Source organism: Crinalium epipsammum PCC 9333 (assembly GCF_000317495.1).
Classification (GTDB): Bacteria; Cyanobacteriota; Cyanobacteriia; order Cyanobacteriales; family PCC-9333; genus Crinalium; species Crinalium epipsammum.
In genome coordinates this window covers 2,876,988-2,898,601 of sequence record NC_019753.1, presented here as the reverse complement: position 1 = coordinate 2,898,601, position 21,614 = coordinate 2,876,988, and the positions used below count along the sequence as shown (strand labels likewise).

Below are 21,614 nucleotides of genomic sequence, written 5' to 3'. Positions count from 1 at the left end.
ACGACATATAATTTGGCAATCGACATGTACACTGACACATTATTTGTTGTGGAGTCAAATTATGTGTCTTTGTGAAAAATTGATCTCGTTTAGATCCTCTCGAGTCAACGAATAGACTCAGTACGGTCGAGGTGCAACGGGCTGATTAGACGGCATTTACTTTGCTGAGTTCGACACGGCCACCCTTAAATACTTTGACAGCCAACCATTAAACCCTGTATATATGATCGCATTTTGTATGTAAACCTTTCCATCGTAACCCCAGACTGAAAGCATGGACTTTAAATGATGCGAAGCCACCTTCATTATCCCAACTCATACCTTAACAAAAAGCCCCTGCTCTAGTTACGGCTAGGGAGGGACTTTTATTTAGATATTATTTTCAGAGGAATATCTAAATTTAACGACGCTGGAATATTCGTGGTTTAGTTTGGGTATTTGCTGGCTTTTTAGTAGTACTTCTCAACGTACCACCATCTTTTACACTCAAGAATGGCTTCAAATAAATGTTACTAACACGGGTCTTAGCAGTGTTTCTAACCTGCCCTGAAGTACCTCGACCTAACAAACCATTCAAAAGATCAAGCCCGTTACGATTTGTATAGGTGTTAACAGCATTGGTAATTTGTCCACTATCAGCAGAAGCCAAGTTTTGGAAAACGCTAGCTAAAGTAGTTTCTGCATCTTGACCTGGAGGAACTGTAAACACAATCCGACAAGCAGAATCTCTTTCTGTCAAAGCACAGATAGTGTTGTAACCATTTTGAACACTTGTGCGTAAGTCCACTAAGCCATATGGTCGGTACTCTTCTAAACGCTGGCTAATTGCATCACAACGCTTTAGTGCTGTCCAACCTCCACCTAATGCCTTCGGTGTCGCCCAGGCATAAGGTTGAGTTTGATCTTCTGGAATATACATTACAGTGGGTACACCACTATTTAGCTGGCAGGTAAAGCGTGTATCGTTAGTGGTTGTGACGCTTCCTGTGCCTGTGTTTGTTGTACCTCCAGATGTTGGCACTGTGTCTACCTGAATATCAGCACCAACTTGAGCTAAAACGGCGCTGCCACTGAATAAAAAGGCTACTCCAGCAGATAAACCAATTCCTTTAAGAGCTAAATTCTGAAGCCGAGTAGCAGGACTATACAATTTGAGTGACATAAAACCATCCTCTTAAAACATATTTTTAGACTATCGACAGCGTTGCTTCAATTAAATGAACTAATTTCACAAATCTTTATAATTACCCCTTCCTATCGTATACTACGTAATACTATGCGTCTGCCTTCAACCCATATTCTGGTCAGGTAATAGGGCTATCACATAACTAATTACCCAGTTTTGGCGCTTAGGACGAAGCAAGTGTCTTGATTTATCAGTCACTGCTGTCTATATACTGTTACCCTGATGCCCATAGTGACGGGTCAAAATTTCAAAGGTTCCCGTAAATTTACGGAAACATTTCCCAGGTATACCCAATTTTTGATTCAGCGAGTTTATATGGCGATCATCAGGTGATGAATTTTAGCGATTTGCCCTAAAACTAAGCTTATAGCGCAATCACAAAAATCTGATACTGTCTAAAAGATGGTTATAGCCAACCAGGATAGTTAATAAAAGGAGTAAATATCACGATGTCGGAGGCAGCAAAGCCACTGACTGTTCCTAAAGAATTGCTCAGTCCACCTGGAAAGTTTAATCGGACGCTACTGATGTTTTTAACAGCATTAGCGATGGTAGCAATTTCTACAGTTGGTTACTGGTACTGGGAGTGGCCTCACTGGTGCTGTTTTAGTACTAATGTGATTGCCTTGCACATGGCAGGAACAGTGATTCATGATGCTTCTCATAATTCGGCGCATCGAAATCGGATAGCTAATGCACTGATGGGACATGGTAGTGCGCTGATGTTAGGCTTTGCCTTTCCAGTATTTACACGAGTGCATATGCAGCATCATGCCCATGTCAATGATCCAGACAATGATCCGGATCATTTTGTGTCTACTGGGGGGCCATTGTGGTTAATTGCTGCACGCTTTCTTTACCATGAGATTTTTTTCTTTAAGCGGCGTTTATGGCGTAAATATGAGTTACTTGAATGGTTTTTAAGCCGTTTATTTGTGGGAAGTATAGTTTATTACGCTGTTAGCCATGAAATTCTAGGTTATATACTCAATTTTTGGTTTTCACCCGCGTTGGTGGTAGGTTTAGCGTTAGGATTGTTTTTTGATTATTTACCTCACCGCCCGTTTCAAGAGCGCGATCGCTGGAAAAATGCTAGGGTTTATCCTAGTCGGATTCTAAATCTGCTGATTTTGGGGCAGAATTACCATCTAATTCATCATTTATGGCCAAGTATTCCTTGGTATAACTATCAAGCTGCTTACTATGCGACTCAGCCTTTGTTAGATTCAAAAGGGTCTTATCAAACTTTAGGTTTACTTCAAGGCAAGGATTTTCGCAACTTTGTATATGACCTATTTTTAGGAATTCGTTTTCATAAGAAAGATTCTGTCAAGCAAGTAGAAAAGGTGTCATAGCCAAGGCTGTATAAGCATTAGTGATATTTATGCAAAAAAAAGAGCAAGTTAAACTTGCTCTTTTTTTATGTTTGTTTATAACGGAGGCTAACCCACTATTAAAGGAAATGAGACTGCATTGCTTTTGATGGTAAGCTGATTTCGGCAAGGCTCCAATCTGGTCTGAGATTTTTGGCTTGACGCAGGTAGGGATGATAGATTTGGGTTTGGGAAGCTGGCAGATTGATATGAATTAAAAATCTAATACAGCGTTCTAAGCCACCCTCAACGTGCATTTGTTGGACATCTAGTAGTGCCACGTTGTCCCAGTGGGGTCGTTGGCGGGCGATCGCAGCCGGAAAAATAGCGTCTAGATCGCGGGTGGTTGTGAAGAAGGCACTAATGATTTCAGTGGGGTCTATTTGATTTTTTGTTTCTAATTCATCTAACAGTTCTTTTACTGCTTCTGCGATCGCCTCTATCGTATTTTCTGAGGCGGTTGTTGCCCCACGAATTGCCCTAACTCTCCACTCCACGCCAAGATCCTCCGATATCAATTTTGGATTTAAGATTTTAGTAGTTCTAAAATCTCAAATTTTACCTATGGTCTATACAGCCACAAAGGTTGACCATTGGTAGACAGTTCAAATTCTAACCAATTAATACCAGTTGATATCCCTGCTGCCTGAGAATTACTATTTAGCAGCCGATTTAACAAAGGTTTACGTTCTTCTAGGGTATAGCACTGAGTTTTTTCAGGATCTAGACCTGCCAGTTCTGCTGCCCAGCGACGGGCATCTTCTTCTGTACCTAGTCGGTCAACTACCCCTAATTCTAAAGCTTGCTGTCCTGTGAAAACACGACCATCAGCAAATTTCTTAACATTTTCTAGTTCAAGTTTTCGGGCATCGGCAACTGTTTGGGCAAATTGTTGATAAGTGGTATCAATCATCTGTTGCAGAATATCTTTTTCTTGCTCTGTAATATCTCGATCAAAAGCAAGAATGTCTTTATATGGACCAGATTTGATTACTTTAAAAGAAACGCCCACTTTTTCTAGCAAACCTTCTAAGTTATTGCCTCTGATAATCACACCGATACTGCCAGTAATCGTACCTGGATTAGCTACGATGTAATTGGCTCCCATACCAATGTAGACTCCCCCAGATGCGGAAATATTGCCAAAACTAGCAACTATTTTGACTTTTTCTTGCAGACGGACAAGGGCGCTGTAAATTTCTTGGGAATCTCCAACCGTCCCACCAGGGCTGTCAATTCTCAGGAGTAATGCGGGAAACTTTTTTTCTTCAACTGTTTTTAGGGCTTCTAGTACGTGCTTGCGTGTAGCACCTGCGATCGCACCTGTAATTTCAATGCGAGCAATTTGTTTACGAAATTTAGGCTTAAAAGGCCAAACCATGATTATTGAAAGGATAATTTGTTAATCAAATGAGCTATGGTTAAGCCTGGATGTGTGCTGAACCTTTTTCTAGTTTGCACGATCAGCGCCCTTTTAGTGGGGTTATTTGTTGTGGTGATCTCCGACTGATCATAGGCAGAGGGGGCAGGGGAGGTAGAGGGGGCAATTAAATGTTCATAGTATCAATATTTATCGCACTAATTACCGCACATACCTGTTTTTAGGCTTGCTTGGTATCTAAGATTGCTTAACTCAAAGATCAGATTTAAGTACAATCAGGTAAAGAAACTATACAATTTTTCAAAAATAAGTGCGATCGCATGAATTTCCAATCTGAATCAAAGCTTCCGTGGAAGGCGGTGCTGCTGATAGCGCCGTTTTTCTTTTGGGGAACGGCAATGGTAGCTATGAAAGGTGTTATTCCCGACACTACGCCTTTGTTTATGGCTGGAGTACGTTTGCTGCCCGCAGGAGTGCTGGTGTTGGTAGGGGCGGCTATAGCAGGTCGTCCCCAACCTCAAGGCTGGGCTGCATGGCTATGGATTATGTTATTTGCCTTAGTGGATGGCACTTTATTTCAAGGCTTTCTAGCTGAAGGTTTGGTGAGAACGGGTGCTGGTTTGGGTTCAGTGATGATTGACTCTCAGCCTCTGGCGGTGGCAATACTTTCAGCTTGGTTGTTTGGGGAAGTTATTGGTATTTGGGGCTGGCTAGGGCTAGGTTTTGGGGTTTTGGGCATCAGTTTGATTGGCTTACCGGATGAGTGGGTTTTAAATTTCCTGAGTAGTAGTACAACGTCAGTAAATGGTAGTTGGCAGCAACTATTGGAGCATGGGGAGTGGTTAATGCTACTAGCTGCGTTGTCGATGGCGGTTGGGACTGTGTTGATTCGGTTTGTTTGCCGATACGCGGATGCTGTGGTAGCTACAGGTTGGCACATGATTTTAGGTGGGTTGCCCTTATTTGCACTCTCAGGTGTTTGGGAAACTAACCAATGGACGCATATTGATTTTGCTGGCTGGATGGCGTTAAGTTATTCGACAATTTTGGGAAGTGCGATCGCCTACGGTTTATTCTTTTACTTTGCATCTCTTGGCAACCTTACCAGTTTAAGTTCTCTAACTTTTCTAACACCAATATTTGCACTGTTTTTTGGCAATATATTTCTTAATGAGGTGCTTAGTGGAGTGCAATCATTTGGTGTGGGTTTAACTTTGGTGAGTATCTATCTAATTAATCAACGTGATGCGATCGCACTTAAGTTAAAATCTTTCACAACCCCACAACCCCAAAACCTCTCAACACCAGAATTTGATTTAAATATATCAGAGGAAGAAAATCTTCTACTGTTAGAGCCTTCTGAAAGTTCTTTGGCTACCATACCTGTACAGGTAAAAGAATCAGAACCTGAAAAGTCCAATTCTTAGCTATTAACCCAAATATTTTTATTGAGGTAAACGATACATTATTAACTAACCTCAATAGATACCCGACCAAACTAGCTGTTTTAAGCACAGATTTAATATATGATTCCTGATCGTTCTAAATTCTTTATATTTACTTTTATTACCTGTTTGAGCTATGCAGCCAGCCGACAAAGTAGTGTTTTAGCGTATCCAACCCTAGCCCAGTTTCCACCACAGCAGTCAATTTTAGAAAACACTACTGCTAATGGTCAGTCTAACTCCATAGTAGTTGCTCAGGCTTATCCAGGTGTGACTGATATGCCGACTCTTAATAGAGGTTCTAAAGGTGAAAAAGTTGGGGAACTACAAACCCAGTTGAAACAGCTTGGGTTCTACGACGGTCCTGTGGATAAAAGTTATGGCGAAAAATTGCAATTTGCTGTAGCCAAATTCCAAAATGCTGTTGGGTTAACGGCTGATGGTGTGACAACGCCTGCTACTTGGCAATGGCTTCAAATCATACAAAGCCAAAACTCCACTGCTGTTGCGACACCAACACAACCAAAGCAAACTACTTCTGTACCTACCTCCCTACAACCAACTCCCCAACCCACTGCTGTTGCGACACCAACACAACCAACCCAGCAAACTACTCTTGTACCTACCCCTCTACAACCAACTCCCCAACCCACTGCTGTTGCGACACCAACACAACCAACCCAGAAAACCACATCTAGTGTCCAAGAGAAATCCTCATCAGAAATGCCTGTTACGAGTGCCAACACTACTCAAATAGCCCAAAACCCGAACTCAAGTGCTGTTAAAACAGTTGCTACTGAGTCTGATATCCCTCGTTGGGTGTGGTTACTAATAGGCTTTGTGTTTACTGTTATTGGGGTAGGAGGGGGAATATACTTATTTATGAAATTGTTTGGTTATGAACCTTTTGAAGAAGAAAACCAAGCAGAAACTTACATATCACCTCCTCCACCGCCTCGTTCTAGGAGAGTAGAACCCCCAACCCCTAGAACTAAAAAGACAAGCCCTAAAAATAGTTACCCCTCATCAACGCCCAGGGTAGTAGAAACCATCAGTATTGAACCACAGCCAAAACGTCAAGCACCAACCGAAGCTATAGTTGTTGAACAAACTACTCGCTTACCAAAAATTAATATAAATGATGAATTAATTAAAGATTTGCGCGAACCCAATAAAAGTAAGCAACGCAAAGCTATCTGGGAGTTGGCTCAACAGGGAGATTCGCGAGCAGTTCAACCATTGTTGGATTTAATGATTGACTCTGATTCTACACAGCGTAGCTTAATTATAGATGCACTTTCCCAAATAGGTATTCGCACTCTAAAACATATAAACAGGGCATTTGCTATCTCGCTAGAAGATGAAAATGCTGAAGTGCGGAAAAATACTATTCGGGATTTAACTAGAGTGTATGAATCATTATCTCAAATCAATCAACTTTTGTTGCACGCGGCTGATGATGAAGATAGCGAAGTACAGGAAACGGCGGAGTGGGCATTAAGTCAGTTAAATCGTATTCGTGTAGCATCGGGTGTTGAGAATGGGCAACTGCCTAATTATGGCAATTCAACAGATAATTCTGCTTTATAGCTGCAAAGATAGCTTGAAGCTATTAAGTTTCTAAATTTAAGCTAATTGAACGTGACTATTAATACAGCTAAATCACTTAATTTACTATTTATATCCAGTCCTGTTGGTCCACTTGGTTCAGGAATGGGGGGCGGAGTAGAACTAACTGTTAAAAATATTGCCCAAGAAATGTTAAGGCGGGGTCATAATTTAAAAGTTGTTGCTCCCCAAGACTCTGTTTTAGGAACACTACCGATAATTGCGATCGCCGGAGAGTTGCAAACTAGCGCCCAAACTCAGCTAAACAATGACCCAATTATCATGCCAGGAAATGCTGTGTTGGCAAATATGTGGGACTATGCGCGGCAAGTGCAAGCAGACTATGATTTGATTGTTAATTTTGCTTACGATTGGTTGCCTTTTTACCTAAGTTCTTTTTTTACCTGTCCAATTGCTCATTTAATTAGTATGGGTTCTTTAACTGATGCAATGGATCAGATTATTGAACAGGTGGCAAATAAGTTTCCTAAAAATATTGCTTTTCACAGCCGTGTACAAGCAGCAACTTTTTCTTTTGGTAATCAGCATCGCTGTTTAGGAAATGGATTTGATTTATCGCTCTACAATTTCTGTAATAAACCCGATAATTGTTTAGGTTGGGTGGGTAGAATTGCCCCAGAAAAGGGTTTAGAGGATGCTGTTGCTGTTGCTGAAATTACAGGTATTCCTTTAAAAATATTAGGAAAAATTCAGGATGAGGAATACTGGCAACAAATTTGCCAAAAATATCTTAATGCCCCAGTAAAATATCTGGGATTTTTACCAACAAAGCAGTTACAAAAAGAGCTAGGTAAATGTAAAGCAATGTTGGTAACGCCTCGTTGGGTAGAAGCTTTTGGCAATGTAGTGATTGAAGCACTAGCTTGTGGAGTACCTGTGATTGCTTATCGTAGGGGTGGACCATCAGAAATAGTTGCAGATGGCAAAACAGGTTTTTTAGTAGAACCAGATAGTGTAATGGGTTTGATAGAAGCGATTAAAAAGATAGATGAAATTGATCGTGATGCTTGCCACCAAGAAGCGGAGAGGGAGTATTCAATAATGGCAATGGGCGATCGCACCGAACAATGGTTTTGGGATATTTTGAGTTAGTGTAGCGCGAGCGATACTCCTGCGGAGTCGCTTCGCTATCGCACTCTTTGCAAAACCCTTACCCCACACTAACTGCTAGTAGCATTCCCAATCCTAATAAAAAACTTCCTAAAATTAACCATAAGAATAAACCCAAGGGTGAACGTCTGAGTTTACGCTGCTTAATTTTATTCCTAAGACTTGTCATAGTTCCACTTAAATTTTAAGGAATTGAAATAGAGCGCAGTAGCCGCTCAACAATCGTTTTAGCCCGTCTTCCCCCTGCTGGAATGATGCGATGGGAAAGAACATGAGGTGCTAAAAACTTCACATCATCAGGGATGGCATAATCGCGACCTTCTAGGAAAGCTAATGCTTGTGTCGCTTTTTGTAATGCCACTGCACCACGCGGACTTGCACCTAATGTAATTTCTTCATCTGCCCGTGTTGCTCGTACTAAATTTAGGATGTACTGTTGCAAAGGCGTTTCCACCTTTACCCGACTACAAAGTTGCTTTAATTCCGTAACTTCTTCTGTGCTTATACAAGGCTGCAAATCCTCAAATGTCATACCATCCTGCAAGCGTTGCAGCATTTGTAGTTCTTCCTCTTCTTTGGGATACCCTAAAGTTAAGGACAGAGTAAAACGATCCATCTGCGCTTCTGGTAAGGGAAATGTACCCTGATATTCAATCGGATTTTGGGTAGCAATCACAAAAAACGGATTAGGAACAGAACGAGAGAGTCCATCAACTGTGACTTGACGCTCTTCCATTACTTCTAGTAAAGCTGATTGGGTGCGGGGTGTCGCCCTGTTAATTTCATCAGTAAGTAGGATATTAGCAAATACTGGTCCAGCTATAAATTCAAATTCGCGGCTGCTAGGATTCCAGATGTTTGTACCAGTTATATCTGTTGGTAACAAATCAGGCGTACATTGAATACGCTGGAAGCGTCCATGTATTGAGCGTGCTAAGGATTTAGCGAGCAAGGTTTTACCGACACCAGGGACATCTTCTAGCAAGGCGTGTCCCCCAGAAAGCAGCGCGACTAAAACCAGGCGGATAGCATCACTTTTACCAACAATAGTACGACCCAAATTTTCCGTTAGCTGCTCAATACTTGTTGTCATAACCGCTACACCCTAAACTTAATAACTTTTAGCTTAAAACGGAAACATCGGTCATCGGTCATCGGTCATGGGTCATTGTTTAATTGTTAATAAAGTTTTTGCAACTGCTGCATCTGCTTGTATTTGCTCCTTGAGGGCGTTGAGGGAATCAAATTTTTGTTCCGGTCGCAAAAAGTGTTCTAAGCTTACCGTTAATGTTTGCCCATATAAATCTCCAGACCAATCCAATAAATGAACTTCGACGGTGACACTGCTGCCATTTACTGTTGGGCGCTTACCAATGTTCATTACTGCTGGGATGGGTGATGCTAATGGAGTGAGATGTGAAGCATAGGCGCGAACACAGTAAACTCCTGTCTGAGGTAAAAACTTTTCTGGCGGTAGTTCCAAGTTAGCAGTAGGGAAATTAATTGTTCTGCCTAGTTGCTTCCCTTGTACTACTTTCCCTGACAGGGTGTAGGCGCGTCCCAGTAGTCGATTTGCCTGAGTTATTTCTCCTTGCAACAGTGCTTCACGAATAGCAGAACTACTGATCCGTTCTCCTTGACAAGTTTGCAATGGTACTGTATTAACATTTATACCGAAAGATGAGGCGATCGCTTGTAAGTCTGCTGATGTCCCTGTTCTCCCTTTTCCAAAGCGAAAATCACAACCGACGCTGATCCAATTAGCTTGTAACTCCTCAATTAAAATTTTTTCCACAAATTGTTGTGGACTGAGATCGGCTAGTTCTCGATCAAATGGTAATAATACTAGCTGTTCGACACCAAGCGATCGCAACTGTTCCACTTTTTCTGCCATCGGTGTCAGCAGTTTTCGCGCTTGTCCCGTAAAAAATTCTTGGGGATGTGGATTAAATGTCACCACAGTTTTATAAATGTGGTTTTTATCCTTAATCGTAGTTATTTCCGATGCTTCCTGAGATGCTGATACTGTGACATCATCAACCCAACCTTGTTGCTCTGGCACTGGTAATGCCACATTTAAAGGTTCATAAGTTTTAGATAAATTTACCACAGGTACTACAACCTGTTGATGACCACGATGCACTCCGTCAAAATTTCCCAGAGCGATCGCCGTCGGCGTTAAAGCCGTTTCTAAATCAGAAGTAACCCACACAATTTACATTTTTACATATTTATTAATAATTATTAACTTATTAGGTAACAGTTGGGAAAAATTTTTCTATTAAACAAGGTAGGAGCAGTTACTATAGTTCCCAAAAACCTGAGCAAATATTTCATGCAGTTATTTTAGTTAAAAATAAATAAATTGCCGAACTAAAATAACTTCTACCAGGGGGGAGAACTTATGGAATGTTTTTCAACCAATATCAAACAAACCGTGCAGCTAACTTCTCAATGATCAGCGCCGACGCTTCAAACGGAAACACTGGTTTCTTCTGCTAATACTGAATTTGTGACAGTTGGAGGAACTAACTGAATGGAAAGACCTTCACGAGCCATCAGAGTGTCAGGAAACTCTTGTACGGCTTCTTCACCCAAACGATCAAGAAAATCATCATTGTGTAGTGGATCGTGGTGAAAAATCACTAATTTTTTAACATTAGCTGCACGGGCTACTTTTACACCTTCCACCCAGGTTGAATGCCCCCAACCAACTTTGCTAGATGCTGGTGAGGAATATTCTTCTTCAGTATAGGTAGCATCGTAAATCAGCACATCAGCATTATGAGCTAATTCCAGGACATTTTCATCTAAGCGGTCTGGAAAGTGTTCTGTATCTGTAATATAAGCAGCAGCATATCCGTTCCAGCTAATTCGGTAACCAGTGGCATCACCTGGATGGTTTAAAGGAGCATTTTCTATGGTTACGTCTCCAATTTGAATCTTTCCCCGCATTTCGATGTCATAAAACTGCAAATCAGCACCCATAATCTGTAAAGGCACTGGAAAATTAGGGTGCAGCATTTGGTCGTTCAAGCGTTGCTTAATTGTTGCCCCATTGGGAGCAGGCGCTCCATGAATATGAAAGCGATTTCCTTTAATAAAGGCTGGAACAAAGAAGGGGAACCCTTGAATATGATCCCAATGAGAGTGGGTGAAGAACATATAAGCTTCTACGGGCATTTGCGACAGCAGGGATTGTCCTAATACTCGTAATCCAGTACCACCATCAAAGATTAGGCGTTCACCACCAACTCGCATTTCAACGCAAGGTGTATTACCACCATAACGAACTGTTTCAGGACCTGGAGATGCAATGCTGCCTCGAACACCCCAGAATTGAATTGTAAATAAGTTTTGCTTGCTAGACATTGATGTTCCCTGCATTCCTTGCTGTTGCGGTTTAGCGAGTAAAGATTTATGAGGTTATTTATTCTAGTTGATGCCATCAATAACCTCTGAGTAGCGGCAAGATTACGTGATTGAGCGTTTAATCGCTTTATATAGTTTTATGACTATGCAGCTAAAGTTAAGTTTGAGTTTGAAGAGCAAATTATGGTAAATTGCTGGTAAAGCCAAGTCTAACTTTATGAGTAAGCATTCCTTGCTACTCTATGGCGCTTCTTGAGGCAGATGCAGTTGAGCCACGAAAATTTTGTTAACTCTAGGTATTTAAATATTTTACTGCATCTTAGATTTATACATATCACGCTAATTAATTTAGAATATTTCTACTAATACAAGCTTAACAGTGTTATTCCTCTTGTTTGCGAGTTAGGGCATGGTTTAGATGTGATCTAGCTCACTTATAGTATTAGTGAAGGTTGCCTGACTAGCAATAAGCCCAAACACAGGCAACGCTAGAGTTTTACAATGAATTGATATTGCGAGGAATATATGGCTACTAAAGTAGAAATTTATACGTGGAGAAGCTGCCCTTTTTGTATAAGTGCCAAAAATTTACTGAAAAACAAGGGCGTGGAGTTTACGGAATACGCTATAGACGGCGATGAAGCAGCACGTAGCAAGATGGCAAAAAGATCCAGTGGTCGTCGCTCTGTTCCCCAAATATTTGTTAATGATCAACATATCGGTGGCTGTGATGACCTTTATGATCTAGATGCTGGGGGTAATTTAGATCCACTTTTACAGTAGAGTGCTGGCAACGGATGGGTTAAGGGCTGGGATTATAGGTTTAATTGAGAGGGAACGGATGTAACGGATGAGTTATTGGTGGGAGGTGATTATGATCCCGAACGGATGTAATGGATGAGTTATAAGGATACAAATGAAAATCGCTTTTATTATTGACCCAATTCAACGGTTAGATCCGACTCATGACACCAGTGTGGCGCTGATAGAAGCAGCGCAGGCACTAGGACACGAGGTTTGGATTACTCAAGCACAGATGTTAAGTGTTGTTAAAAGTCAAGCTTGGGCTATACTTGAGCGAGTGGAATTGACACCTGTACAACTGTTGGAAGGGCGTTGGGTTGCGTCGGAAAATTGGTATAAATTGGGCGATCGCGTTTTATTACCGCTTGAGGAAATGGACGCTGTGTTCATGCGGAAAGATCCGCCTGTAACGGTTCCATATCTCTACACTACTTACATTCTGGACTATATTAATCCAGAGAAAACTTTGGTGGTTAATTCTCCTGCTGGTTTGCGGGCGGCAAATGAGAAGATGTATGCGCTTCAGTTTACTGAGGCAATACCGGAAACTATTGTTAGTCAGGATAAAGAAATTATTCGGGAGTTTGTGGAGAAGAAAGGGGCAGCAATCCTGAAGCCGTTGGGAAATAAGGCTGGTGAAGGGATTTTATATTTGGAAGCGAGCGATCGCAATTTTAACTCCATAATTGAAATTAGCACTCAATGGGGGCAGGTTCCCGTGATGATTCAAACTTATCTACCGGAAGCCAAGGATGGAGATAAGCGAATTATCCTTTTAAATGGTGAGCCAATTGGTACGGTAAATCGAATTCCTACTGGTAATGAATTTCGTGGCAACATGGCTGTAGGCGGTAGAGTTGCTCAAACAGAAATTACTGAGCGAGAGCATCAGATGTGCGTTCAAATGGCAGCAAAATTGCAACAGGATGGTTTGTATTTTGTAGGTATTGATGTGATTGGTGGGTATCTTACGGAAGTTAATGTTACCAGTCCTACGGGTATCCGTGAGATTGACCGCTTAAGTGGCGCTAATCTGGGTAAGCAGGTAATGGAATGGCTGGGGCAACGGATGGGTTAAGGGCTGTAAGCAGAGGTTGAATTTATAGAAAACGGATGTAACGGATGGGTTATTGGTGGGTGTTCGGGGTTTTGGCTGGTAAGTGGTGGATAAATTGCTAGTTGATTTGGTTGTTGAGTAGAAATTCAAATTTAATAGTTAGAAATGAATCAGGCTGTAATTGGTGTAGGAATAGTTGGTACTGGATTTGGTCAGAAGGTGCATATTCCTGGTTTCCAAGCTAACCCGCGTACTAAGGTTGTAGCTGTTTATCATCGGGATTTGGCGCAGGCTAAAGCTATAGCTTCATCTCATAATATTCCTTATGCTTGCCAAACAATTGAAGAAGTTATTGCGTTACCTGATGTTACTGGGGTTAGCATCTCTACACCACCATTTCTGCACTATGAAATGGCTAAAAAGGTAATAAGTGCGGGCAAGCATTTGTTATTAGAAAAACCAACAACTTTGAATGCTTTGGAGGCGCGAGAATTATATCAACTGGCAACTGAGCAAGGTGTTGTTGCCACTATGGATTTTGAATTTCGCTTTGTTCCTGCTTGGATGCGGTTGGCGGAATTATTAGCAGAGGGTTATGTGGGGAATAAGCGGTTAATTAAGATTGATTGGTTGGTGTCTAGTCGTGCTGATGCTTCTCGCCCTTGGAATTGGTATGCGCGTAAGGATCAAGGAGGAGGGGCTTTAGGTGCGATCGCATCCCACAGTTTTGATTATATTAGCTGGTTGTTTGGCTCAATCAAACGTTTAAATGCTCGCTTGAGTACAGCTATTCCTGAGCGTCCTTTACCTGATACTGGGGAAATGAAACCAGTAGATGCTGATGATACTTGTATGCTGATGTTGGAGTTAGCTGATGGTACTCCTTGCCAGCTTTGCATCAGTTCGATAGCTTCTCAAGGGCGTGGACACTGGTTAGAAGTATATGGCGATCGCGGTACTTTAGTTTTAGGTAGCGATAATCAGAAAGATTATGTACATGGATTTCGTCTTTGGGGCGCACCAACGGGAAAACCTCTCGCTGAGATAGAAATTCCAAATCGCTTGACTTTTCCCAAAAGTTATGCTGATGGACGCATTGCTCCATTTATGCGAGTCGTGGATCAATGGGTGCAAGGTATTAATCTTGGTGAAGAAGTAACGCCTTCGCTACGTGAAGGTGTTTACTCCCAAATGCTGATGGATTTGAGTCATCAATCTAATCAGCAAAATTGTTGGGTTGATGTGCCAGAATTAGATATGTTTTTGACTCAAAACTAAGGTTTAGGCAATATGATTTCGGGTGTAGGAATGGGAGAGAAGATTAAAAAAACTTACCCTAAATAAATCTCTTTAATTTTTTAATGCGATTATTCTGTATTTGTCATATTTTTTTTTAATAGGGAAAATTACTATTTTCAACCGCGTTTCTTTATACGTGCCTGAGTTTTGGCACTTTTTGGTAAGATGCGTGTTAGCCTGAATGGTCCTTTAGCGGTAGCTTTACCAGATGAGTGTTTACAAGATACTTGACCTGTAATAGTATTACCGTCTTTGCTAAGAGTGCCTCTAAAATATTCTTTAAATCCTCCGCCGTATTCAGTAAAGCTAAAAATTTTTCCTGCTACTTTAGGATTTGATATAGAAAACTTTTCCCGCTTTTTTTGCTGTAAATTTATCCAAGAACGAAAAGGCTGAATAGTAATTTTACCATTTTGTTGATGAACCATTTTTAATTTAGCAGTTGCAAATTTACGTTTAGATAAACCAGGCAAAGAACCACTATGACAGCCTGTTAAGCGTGGAGTAATTGAGTAGAATTGAGGACTTTTCACAATCCATTGTCCTGTTAAGTTAACTCGTTTGCCTTTAGTGACAGCAGTGGCTGGCTGATGGAAAAAAGGCATTATACTTAATAAAGTGAAAAGAGCGATCGCACAATATTTATATTTTTGCATACTTAACCTCACGAACATTATTCAATATTTGAAGATTACCCCAAATGTATTCACAAACAAACAAAAGTTAAAAATAATTCATGGAGTAGTAATTTAAATTATGCTCTCTTCAAAAATATTTTTTATATTTTGTTTACTTGTAAATAGTTTCATCTAAAAACAAAATCTTCCCTCCCCATCAACAGGGAAGGGAAACTTTAGGTGCTATATTTTTCAGGTGAATCTACTTAATACTTTCTTTCTTGCGGCTGAAACATAGTAACCTTAACTGGGAGGTAATTCAAATCAATACCCGCAGGAGAATAGTAAGCAAGTGTATGTTTCATAAAATTATTATCATCCCGTTGATCGTAGTCTGTACGATAATGTGCGCCTCGGCTTTCTTGGCGATTTAAAGCTGAAGTTAAAATCATTTGTCCAACAATCATTAAATTTCGTAATTCTAAGGCTTCAATAATTTCACTATTCCAGAGTTTACCTTTATCATCAAGGTAGATTTGTTGGTATTGTTGTTGTAGTTGTTGCAACTTTTCTAAACCTTCGCGCATTAATTCATCTGTACGAAAGACACCGCAAAACTGAGTCATAGTGTCTTGAAAAGTTTGACGTAATTGGTTAATGCGGATAGTTCCAGGTTGATTTAGTAATGATTGAATTTGTTCTTGGGCTGCTTTGATATATTTTTGTTCGTCTAGTTGTGGTAATTTGCGATTTTGGATAAATTGTGCGATCGCAGCACCAGTTCTTTTTCCATACACCACACATTCTAATAGAGAATTACTACCTAATCTATTAGCACCGTGAACCGATACACACGCGGCTTCTCCCGCAGCAAAGAAAGCATCAATTAAATTTTCTGGACTACTACGCACTTGCCCATCTGTGTTTGTAGGAATCCCACCCATTGAATAATGAATTGTCGGGCGTACAGGCATTGGTTGATTAACCGCATCAATACCTACAAGTCGGTGTGCTTCTTCCCAAGCAAAGGGAACCCGACTCATTATTTTTTCTCTTCCCATGTGGCGGAGGTCGAGATGAACAAATGCCCCGCCTGCACTCCCATCGGGATGTATACCACGACCCGCAGCAATTTCTAGTGCGATCGATCTTGATGTAATATCACGGGGGGCAAGTTCCATCCTACTTGGGGCGTATTTTGCCATAAAGCGATCGCCATCACTATTAATTAAATAAGCACCTTCCCCTCTCACCGCCTCAGAAATTAGTACGCCTACTGGATACAACCCAGTTGGATGAAACTGGACAAACTCCATATCTTCCAAAGGCACACCAGCAATGGCAGACATAGCTAAACCATCACCTGTCGAGGCATAGTCATTAGAAGTAGTGTTATAAACCCTGCCATATCCGCCAGTAGCAAACATCACCGCCTTAGCGCGGACAACTTCTATATGTCCGTCGTGAATGCGATACATCACGATGCCTTTGGCTTGGGCATCTTCCAGAATTAGCTGCATAACGTACCACTCATCATAGATGTGGACACCGTTATGTCTGAGGTTGTTAACCAATTCATGCAAAATTGCATGACCTGTTTTATCAGCCGCGTAGCAGGTGCGGCGGTGGGAATGACCACCAAAAGCGCGTTGGGCAATGCGACCATCAGGTAAACGGGAGAATAAAACTCCCATGTGTTCGAGGTCAATTACCACATCTGCTGCTTCCTTAGTGAGGTTAAACTAAGCGATTCCCTCACGAGAACCGCTCGTCTCCAAAACCGTGCTTGAGACTTTCACCTCACACGGCTCCTAAGTAATAAGGTCATTGTCATTGATACCTCTGTTACCCGATTTGTCGGGCTTAGGTTTGGCACTATTGCAGCCAGATTTTGTACCGAGACTGCCATCACTGGCAGTCTTTTTATCGTGGCAATGGCGGTGTAGTAGTTGCATATTTTTGTACTCATTCTTTCCGCCTTTTGACTTAGGAATGATATGGTCAACTTCAATCACCGATTCTTCCGTAAATTGCAATTTGCAGTGGGCGCATTTCCCTTTCTGTTCCTCAAGAAGTGTTGCCACCTTCTTAGGCATTTCTGGGTTATGTCCCATTCTTGTACTCCAGTAAACTAGGTTGCCATCGTAAGGACTGGCATCGCTTTTAATTTTTACATGACGAACTATTTCAGTTGTTCTATGTTTTATTAACCGCGTGGGGTCTTGCCCCGTTTGCGTGGTTGCGAATACCCAGTTTTCTCCGTCTATGGTTTGCCAATATTTATTGGTTATCCATCCCCATGATTTGTTTGGGTGACGGCGTTTTGCCCAGCTAATTAACTTTTTGTACACTTTATGGTCTAGTTCAGCGAATACCTTTGAACTAATTTGTGTTCGGTAGTAGTTAGCCCACCCTTTAATGATTGGGTTCAAATGGGCTATCAGTGCCACTTGTGTGGATGTTTTATGTCGGTCTACTACCTCAGCAATCCGGTCGTAGTGTACTTTTACCTTTTCTTTGCTGGGTTTGATGAGTGTTTTGAATCCAAGCGGTTTCCCATTAGACTTATAAGCCGTGTTGTGTTTACCAACTAGGTACTGCCTAACGTTAAACCCCAGGAAGTTAAACCCTGCGTCTTGCCCTTCGTATCTATTCAAAGTATGGGCAAGGCGTGTTTTACTTGGTTTCAATTCTAGACCCATGCCATTTAACCACTCAGAGATTATCTCTTTACATCTAGTGACAACGGTTATTTCTTCGTGCAGTATCACAAAGTCATCGGCGTAACGGATTAAGCTTAGAGATTTGCGTTTGTCTCTTTTGCCCTGTTGTCTCCCTCTTTGGTCTTTGAGGTCTATGGTTTCAGCAAATTGCTTTATCCGTTCTTCCATCCCGTGAAGGGCAATATTTGCCAATAGTGGCGAAATAACCCCGCCTTGTGGCGTACCCTCCGATGTGGAGAATAGTTGTTTGCCATCCATCACTCCTGATTTCAGCCATGCTCCTATCTGACGTTTTAGGGTTGGGAATGTGTTTAGCTTTTTGAGAAGTTCCCTGTGATTAATTCTGTCGAAACACTTAGCAATGTCGGCATCCAGTACATACTTGGCTTTTTGCTTAATTGTTGCGAAGATTGCTTCGACTGCATCATGGCATGAGCGTCCTGGTCGGAATCCGTATGAGTTGGGTTCAAATCGTGCTTCCCACTCCGGTTCAAGTGCTAGTTTTACTAACGCTTGAAGCGCCCTGTCGTACATCGTGGGAATCCCAAGAGGACGCTTTTCGTCCGTTCCTGGTTTATCTATCCATACCCTACGAGTGGGCATGGCTTTCCCCTTTAGCGCAAGTTTTCTGACCAATGCCAGCCTTTGTACGGGAGTTAAGGATTTTACCCCGTCTATTCCGGCTGTTTTCTTGGTTAGAGTCGATGTCCGCATTACTGCGATGCACCTCTCCTTCAGAACCGGACGTGCGACTTTCATCGCATCCGGCTCCTAGCAACCTATGGGTAACTGGGTTATACCCAAAATCCCCTTCATAAACCGTTTTCAGGAATCGACTTCCACCTCATCACCGTCTTGAATCTTCCGAACATTTGGAGGCTTTGTATTCCCCTTTAAGCTGGACAGTTACAGCTTCAGTCCGTTCAACTTGTTCGCATGACGTGCGTTTTCCTTAGATTGTCAGTCTATGTTCCGTCTAGTCCTTTCTTAGCCGTTCTTCCGGGCTTGGGAGATTGCCCATCTGCTTCAATACGTGCTGCTAACAATCCCAGTGTTATCATCTACCTGTATCCAAGTTGATTGCAGTCCGTTTGTCTAAGCATGGTCTAATCCATTTCTAGATTTCTCGGTTGCTGGGGGCAGTTTCCGCCCCCATCCTACCCGCCTCTTTCCGGTAAGGGGTTAATCATTTCCCTCCACTCTGGTTGTCAACCCTGAGAAGTTAGAGACGTTTTTACTCGTTCCGTTCCTTAGATTGATTGATACTTTAGGTGTCACCACTTCGCCTACTACCAACCCAAGGTTATGCAGCTATTCCAGGGATGTGCTGCGGGTTTATAGGTAGTCAAGTCGAGATTTAACCAGATTCTCGCTTAGATATAAGACGCTTTTTCAGGTGCTTCACATTAAGTTCACCATAGTATCCCCCCCATTAGCGCCAGTGTGCCTATCTGATTTGGCTCTGATTGCGCCCTGCTTCCAGCTTCGCTCTAGTGATTAACCTCGGCGTGGACAGATAGGGAGTCACTTCTAACCTTGAAGGGTAGGACTTTCACCTACATCCAAGGAACAGTTATAAGATTTTCAAGGTTCTGCCTTGACGTACTTACTGCGGGTTATGTATTAGCCGCAAACGAGCCGCACCCCTGGTTATCTTGTGTCACGCGACGCACCGACAGCATCTTTCCTGACCATGACCTCATCAGAGTCTTTTGGAGTCTGCGAACTGCTGCCATATCACCACGACTAGAGGCTTTGAATATTCGCTTTTGTAGCTTATAAACACGGATTTCTAGCTTACGCCAGTCCACCTTGCTCCATTCCACCATCAGTTTTTGAGACTGTGTATTAGACATATTCACCACTACTTGAGACTATTCATTCCTTATCACCGTGAGTCTGTCAGCCTATCCTTACCATTACAGCAAGGCGTTTGCTTCTGACTCAATCCCCCCCACTCGTAGCATCCGGTTAGCACCTACTCTCGGTTTTCGACCACCGAGAGAGCATACGAGGGGTTACTTCGTTCCGAGTGACCATACTATGAATCTTTAGAGTTCCACTCTCCATCGGGTTTATTTGGAGATGCTGTTGGTCGGGATATCATCCGCCAACCTCTTATCCTTGCCTTTTGGCTTGCAGCATATCAGCCCTTTTTGCTGCTTTCGCGTAACGATGGTTCAGTCGTGGATTCAAGCCGTAGCCTTACTCATGGATTCTTTGCTTGCCTCTCACTACCTTTGGGCTAGGAGTGATTTAGGCTTTTATCCCCGCTTCAGGCTTTGATGGCTAGTCGCGAACCTGGGGGATATGCTTTCACCTGGCATCTACAGGGGAGGGATTTGCACCCTCAAAGTCACTCAGTTGTCAAGGTTCGGGTATCACTATCTTGGGTTCGGTTATCCTTGCCTTATTTTTGTGAACTTTTGTAAAACCTTGCGGGTAATCCCTACCTATTTCTAAGTATTTCTACCCAACGAATCGCACGATTTCTACAGCGTCTTGATCTGCGAGGTAATCTGACCCCTTAACCGTGTCAAAAGCATGAGCTTCCCAACTGTCTTCTGCATCAACATTTTTTAATGTTGCTGCCATACCGCCTTGTGCAGCTACCGAGTGCGATCGAATAGGATGGGTTTTGGCAACTAGGGCGATATCTGCGCTGGGGTAGGTACGAGCAATTTCTAAGGCAGCCCGACAACCAGCTAGTCCACCGCCGACAATGATGACATCATGTTCTAACATTTTCCGTCAGATATCTGAGATTTCTAGATCTATGCTGACGCAAAAAAAAACTTCCCTGCTTTTTGCCTGGAAAGTTTTTTGCAAATTTGTTACTTATAGCAACCGCTACAGCAGTTAGAACATTAGGGTGTGTTTTCAAACTATATTGGCTCCGTTTCGGTCGGTGAGATCCCCCTAAATCCCCCTTAAAAAGGGGGACTTTGACTGAATTCTCCCCCCTTTTTAACCTCTGCTGGGGGGGATCGAAGGGTTTGAAAACACGCCCTAGACCCCTTGTTCTCAATCACAACTTTTTTAATCGCAGATGTGAGCAGATATAGGCGGAGCCTTCCCGTAGCGTACGCAGGCGATCGCAGATGTTAACCAAGATTTGATCGTTGTCCTAAACTTCTTGTCTGTTGCTATAAAATTGGCAAGAAAATGTTTAACCTTTTGAGCCGTAAGTACTTAATTGGTTACTGCCACTAGATTCTTGGACAGGCGCATTTACAGGACTGGTGCGAGTTGTTTGATTTGATTCTATAGGAGAAAACTCAATATGATTCAGTAAGGTGGTCACGAAAGCAAATAGCAAGAAAGGCAAAGACAGCACTAAGATTAATCCCACTGTAGCTAATGCGTATGTATGGCGAGTAGTACTCCACAACGCCAGCGCGGATGCGAGGCTGATAAAAATCACAATTAACCAGATGATGATTTGACCGTAAATATCCCCAAAACTTAGGGTACAGACCATACGATACTTTTGTAAGCTTTCCATGCTTTTATCTCACAACTATTTATTTAAAGTTTAAGGATAAGCCCAGATTTAAGTTCTAGGAAATTTTTCAATCTTTCTAAAGAACTCGCAACAGAACTTTACAATTTACCACC

Annotated in this window: 17 protein-coding genes and 3 pseudogenes; 7 read left to right on the top strand and 13 right to left on the bottom strand. The window is 42.0% G+C overall.

From position 1 onward, the window contains the following. Nucleotides 1-400 precede the first annotated feature (400 nt). Nucleotides 401-1,162, bottom strand: coding sequence for a COP23 domain-containing protein (locus CRI9333_RS12590; protein ID WP_015203552.1), 762 nt, complete (start codon nucleotides 1,160-1,162; stop codon nucleotides 401-403). 473 nt (nucleotides 1,163-1,635) lie between these two features. Between CRI9333_RS12590 and crtR the strand changes: the two genes are divergently transcribed. Then, the gene (gene crtR, locus CRI9333_RS12585) at nucleotides 1,636-2,541 is read left to right on the top strand and encodes a beta-carotene hydroxylase (RefSeq protein WP_015203551.1); all 906 of its coding nucleotides are present in this window, start codon (nucleotides 1,636-1,638) and stop codon (nucleotides 2,539-2,541) included. A 98-nt stretch (nucleotides 2,542-2,639) separates the two neighbouring features. On the opposite strand, the gene aroH is transcribed toward crtR, so the two are convergent. Continuing rightward, nucleotides 2,640-3,056, bottom strand: a complete 417-nt coding sequence (gene aroH / locus CRI9333_RS12580; protein ID WP_015203550.1) for a chorismate mutase — start codon at nucleotides 3,054-3,056, stop codon at nucleotides 2,640-2,642. Between the two features lie 65 nt (nucleotides 3,057-3,121). Beyond that, the gene (sppA, locus tag CRI9333_RS12575) at nucleotides 3,122-3,940 is read right to left on the bottom strand and encodes a signal peptide peptidase SppA (protein WP_015203549.1); all 819 of its coding nucleotides are present in this window, start codon (nucleotides 3,938-3,940) and stop codon (nucleotides 3,122-3,124) included. A 320-nt stretch (nucleotides 3,941-4,260) separates the two neighbouring features. Between sppA and CRI9333_RS12570 the strand changes: the two genes are divergently transcribed. The 3 genes from CRI9333_RS12570 (at nucleotide 4,261) to CRI9333_RS12560 (ending at nucleotide 8,106) form a co-directional block, all read left to right on the top strand. Further along, entirely contained in the window at nucleotides 4,261-5,367 is a 1,107-nt protein-coding gene (locus tag CRI9333_RS12570; protein WP_015203548.1) for a DMT family transporter, read from the top strand. Nucleotides 5,368-5,466: 99 nt separating this feature from the next. After that, nucleotides 5,467-6,975 carry a peptidoglycan-binding protein gene (locus CRI9333_RS24930; protein WP_015203547.1) on the top strand — a complete coding sequence of 503 codons (1,509 nt, stop codon included), beginning with the start codon at nucleotides 5,467-5,469 and terminating at the stop codon, nucleotides 6,973-6,975. A 51-nt stretch (nucleotides 6,976-7,026) separates the two neighbouring features. Further along, complete coding sequence (locus tag CRI9333_RS12560) at nucleotides 7,027-8,106, top strand: glycosyltransferase family 4 protein (protein ID WP_015203546.1); 1,080 nt, start codon at nucleotides 7,027-7,029, stop codon at nucleotides 8,104-8,106. Between the two features lie 58 nt (nucleotides 8,107-8,164). On the opposite strand, the gene CRI9333_RS28105 is transcribed toward CRI9333_RS12560, so the two are convergent. The 4 genes from CRI9333_RS28105 to CRI9333_RS12545 all read right to left on the bottom strand — a co-directional run bounded on the left by CRI9333_RS28105 (nucleotide 8,165) and on the right by CRI9333_RS12545 (nucleotide 11,496). Continuing rightward, nucleotides 8,165-8,293, bottom strand: a complete 129-nt coding sequence (locus CRI9333_RS28105) for a hypothetical protein (RefSeq protein ID WP_015203545.1) — start codon at nucleotides 8,291-8,293, stop codon at nucleotides 8,165-8,167. Nucleotides 8,294-8,308: 15 nt separating this feature from the next. After that, nucleotides 8,309-9,217, bottom strand: a complete 909-nt coding sequence (locus CRI9333_RS12555; protein ID WP_015203544.1) for an AAA family ATPase — start codon at nucleotides 9,215-9,217, stop codon at nucleotides 8,309-8,311. 72 nt (nucleotides 9,218-9,289) lie between these two features. Further along, nucleotides 9,290-10,336, bottom strand: coding sequence for a bifunctional riboflavin kinase/FAD synthetase (locus tag CRI9333_RS12550; protein ID WP_015203543.1), 1,047 nt, complete (start codon nucleotides 10,334-10,336; stop codon nucleotides 9,290-9,292). Nucleotides 10,337-10,596: 260 nt separating this feature from the next. Then, entirely contained in the window at nucleotides 10,597-11,496 is a 900-nt protein-coding gene (locus tag CRI9333_RS12545; RefSeq protein WP_015203542.1) for an MBL fold metallo-hydrolase, read from the bottom strand. A 525-nt stretch (nucleotides 11,497-12,021) separates the two neighbouring features. Between CRI9333_RS12545 and grxC the strand changes: the two genes are divergently transcribed. The 3 genes from grxC to CRI9333_RS12530 all read left to right on the top strand — a co-directional run bounded on the left by grxC (nucleotide 12,022) and on the right by CRI9333_RS12530 (nucleotide 14,635). Beyond that, nucleotides 12,022-12,279, top strand: coding sequence for a glutaredoxin 3 (gene grxC / locus CRI9333_RS12540; protein WP_015203541.1), 258 nt, complete (start codon nucleotides 12,022-12,024; stop codon nucleotides 12,277-12,279). A 133-nt stretch (nucleotides 12,280-12,412) separates the two neighbouring features. Then, nucleotides 12,413-13,378, top strand: coding sequence for a glutathione synthase (gshB, locus tag CRI9333_RS12535; RefSeq protein WP_015203540.1), 966 nt, complete (start codon nucleotides 12,413-12,415; stop codon nucleotides 13,376-13,378). Nucleotides 13,379-13,522: 144 nt separating this feature from the next. Beyond that, entirely contained in the window at nucleotides 13,523-14,635 is a 1,113-nt protein-coding gene (locus CRI9333_RS12530; protein WP_015203539.1) for a Gfo/Idh/MocA family protein, read from the top strand. A gap of 137 nt (nucleotides 14,636-14,772) precedes the next feature. Here the strand turns inward: CRI9333_RS12530 and CRI9333_RS12525 are convergent, their stop codons facing one another. From CRI9333_RS12525 to CRI9333_RS12495, 6 genes and pseudogenes are all read right to left on the bottom strand, one after another. Beyond that, nucleotides 14,773-15,312: a hypothetical protein gene (locus CRI9333_RS12525; protein WP_015203538.1), complete on the bottom strand. Its 540-nt coding sequence runs from the start codon at nucleotides 15,310-15,312 to the stop codon at nucleotides 14,773-14,775. 227 nt (nucleotides 15,313-15,539) lie between these two features. Further along, nucleotides 15,540-17,009 (bottom strand): annotated as a pseudogene (locus CRI9333_RS12520) (succinate dehydrogenase/fumarate reductase flavoprotein subunit); the annotation flags it as partial. Between the two features lie 75 nt (nucleotides 17,010-17,084). After that, complete coding sequence (gene ltrA / locus CRI9333_RS12515) at nucleotides 17,085-18,755, bottom strand: group II intron reverse transcriptase/maturase (protein WP_015203537.1); 1,671 nt, start codon at nucleotides 18,753-18,755, stop codon at nucleotides 17,085-17,087. Between the two features lie 884 nt (nucleotides 18,756-19,639). Next, nucleotides 19,640-19,852 (bottom strand): annotated as a pseudogene (locus CRI9333_RS12510) (reverse transcriptase N-terminal domain-containing protein); the annotation flags it as partial. 628 nt (nucleotides 19,853-20,480) lie between these two features. Next, nucleotides 20,481-20,741, bottom strand: a pseudogene (locus CRI9333_RS12505) (FAD-dependent oxidoreductase); the annotation flags it as partial. 424 nt (nucleotides 20,742-21,165) lie between these two features. After that, nucleotides 21,166-21,501 carry a hypothetical protein gene (locus tag CRI9333_RS12495; protein ID WP_015203535.1) on the bottom strand — a complete coding sequence of 112 codons (336 nt, stop codon included), beginning with the start codon at nucleotides 21,499-21,501 and terminating at the stop codon, nucleotides 21,166-21,168. Nucleotides 21,502-21,614: the final 113 nt, after the last annotated feature.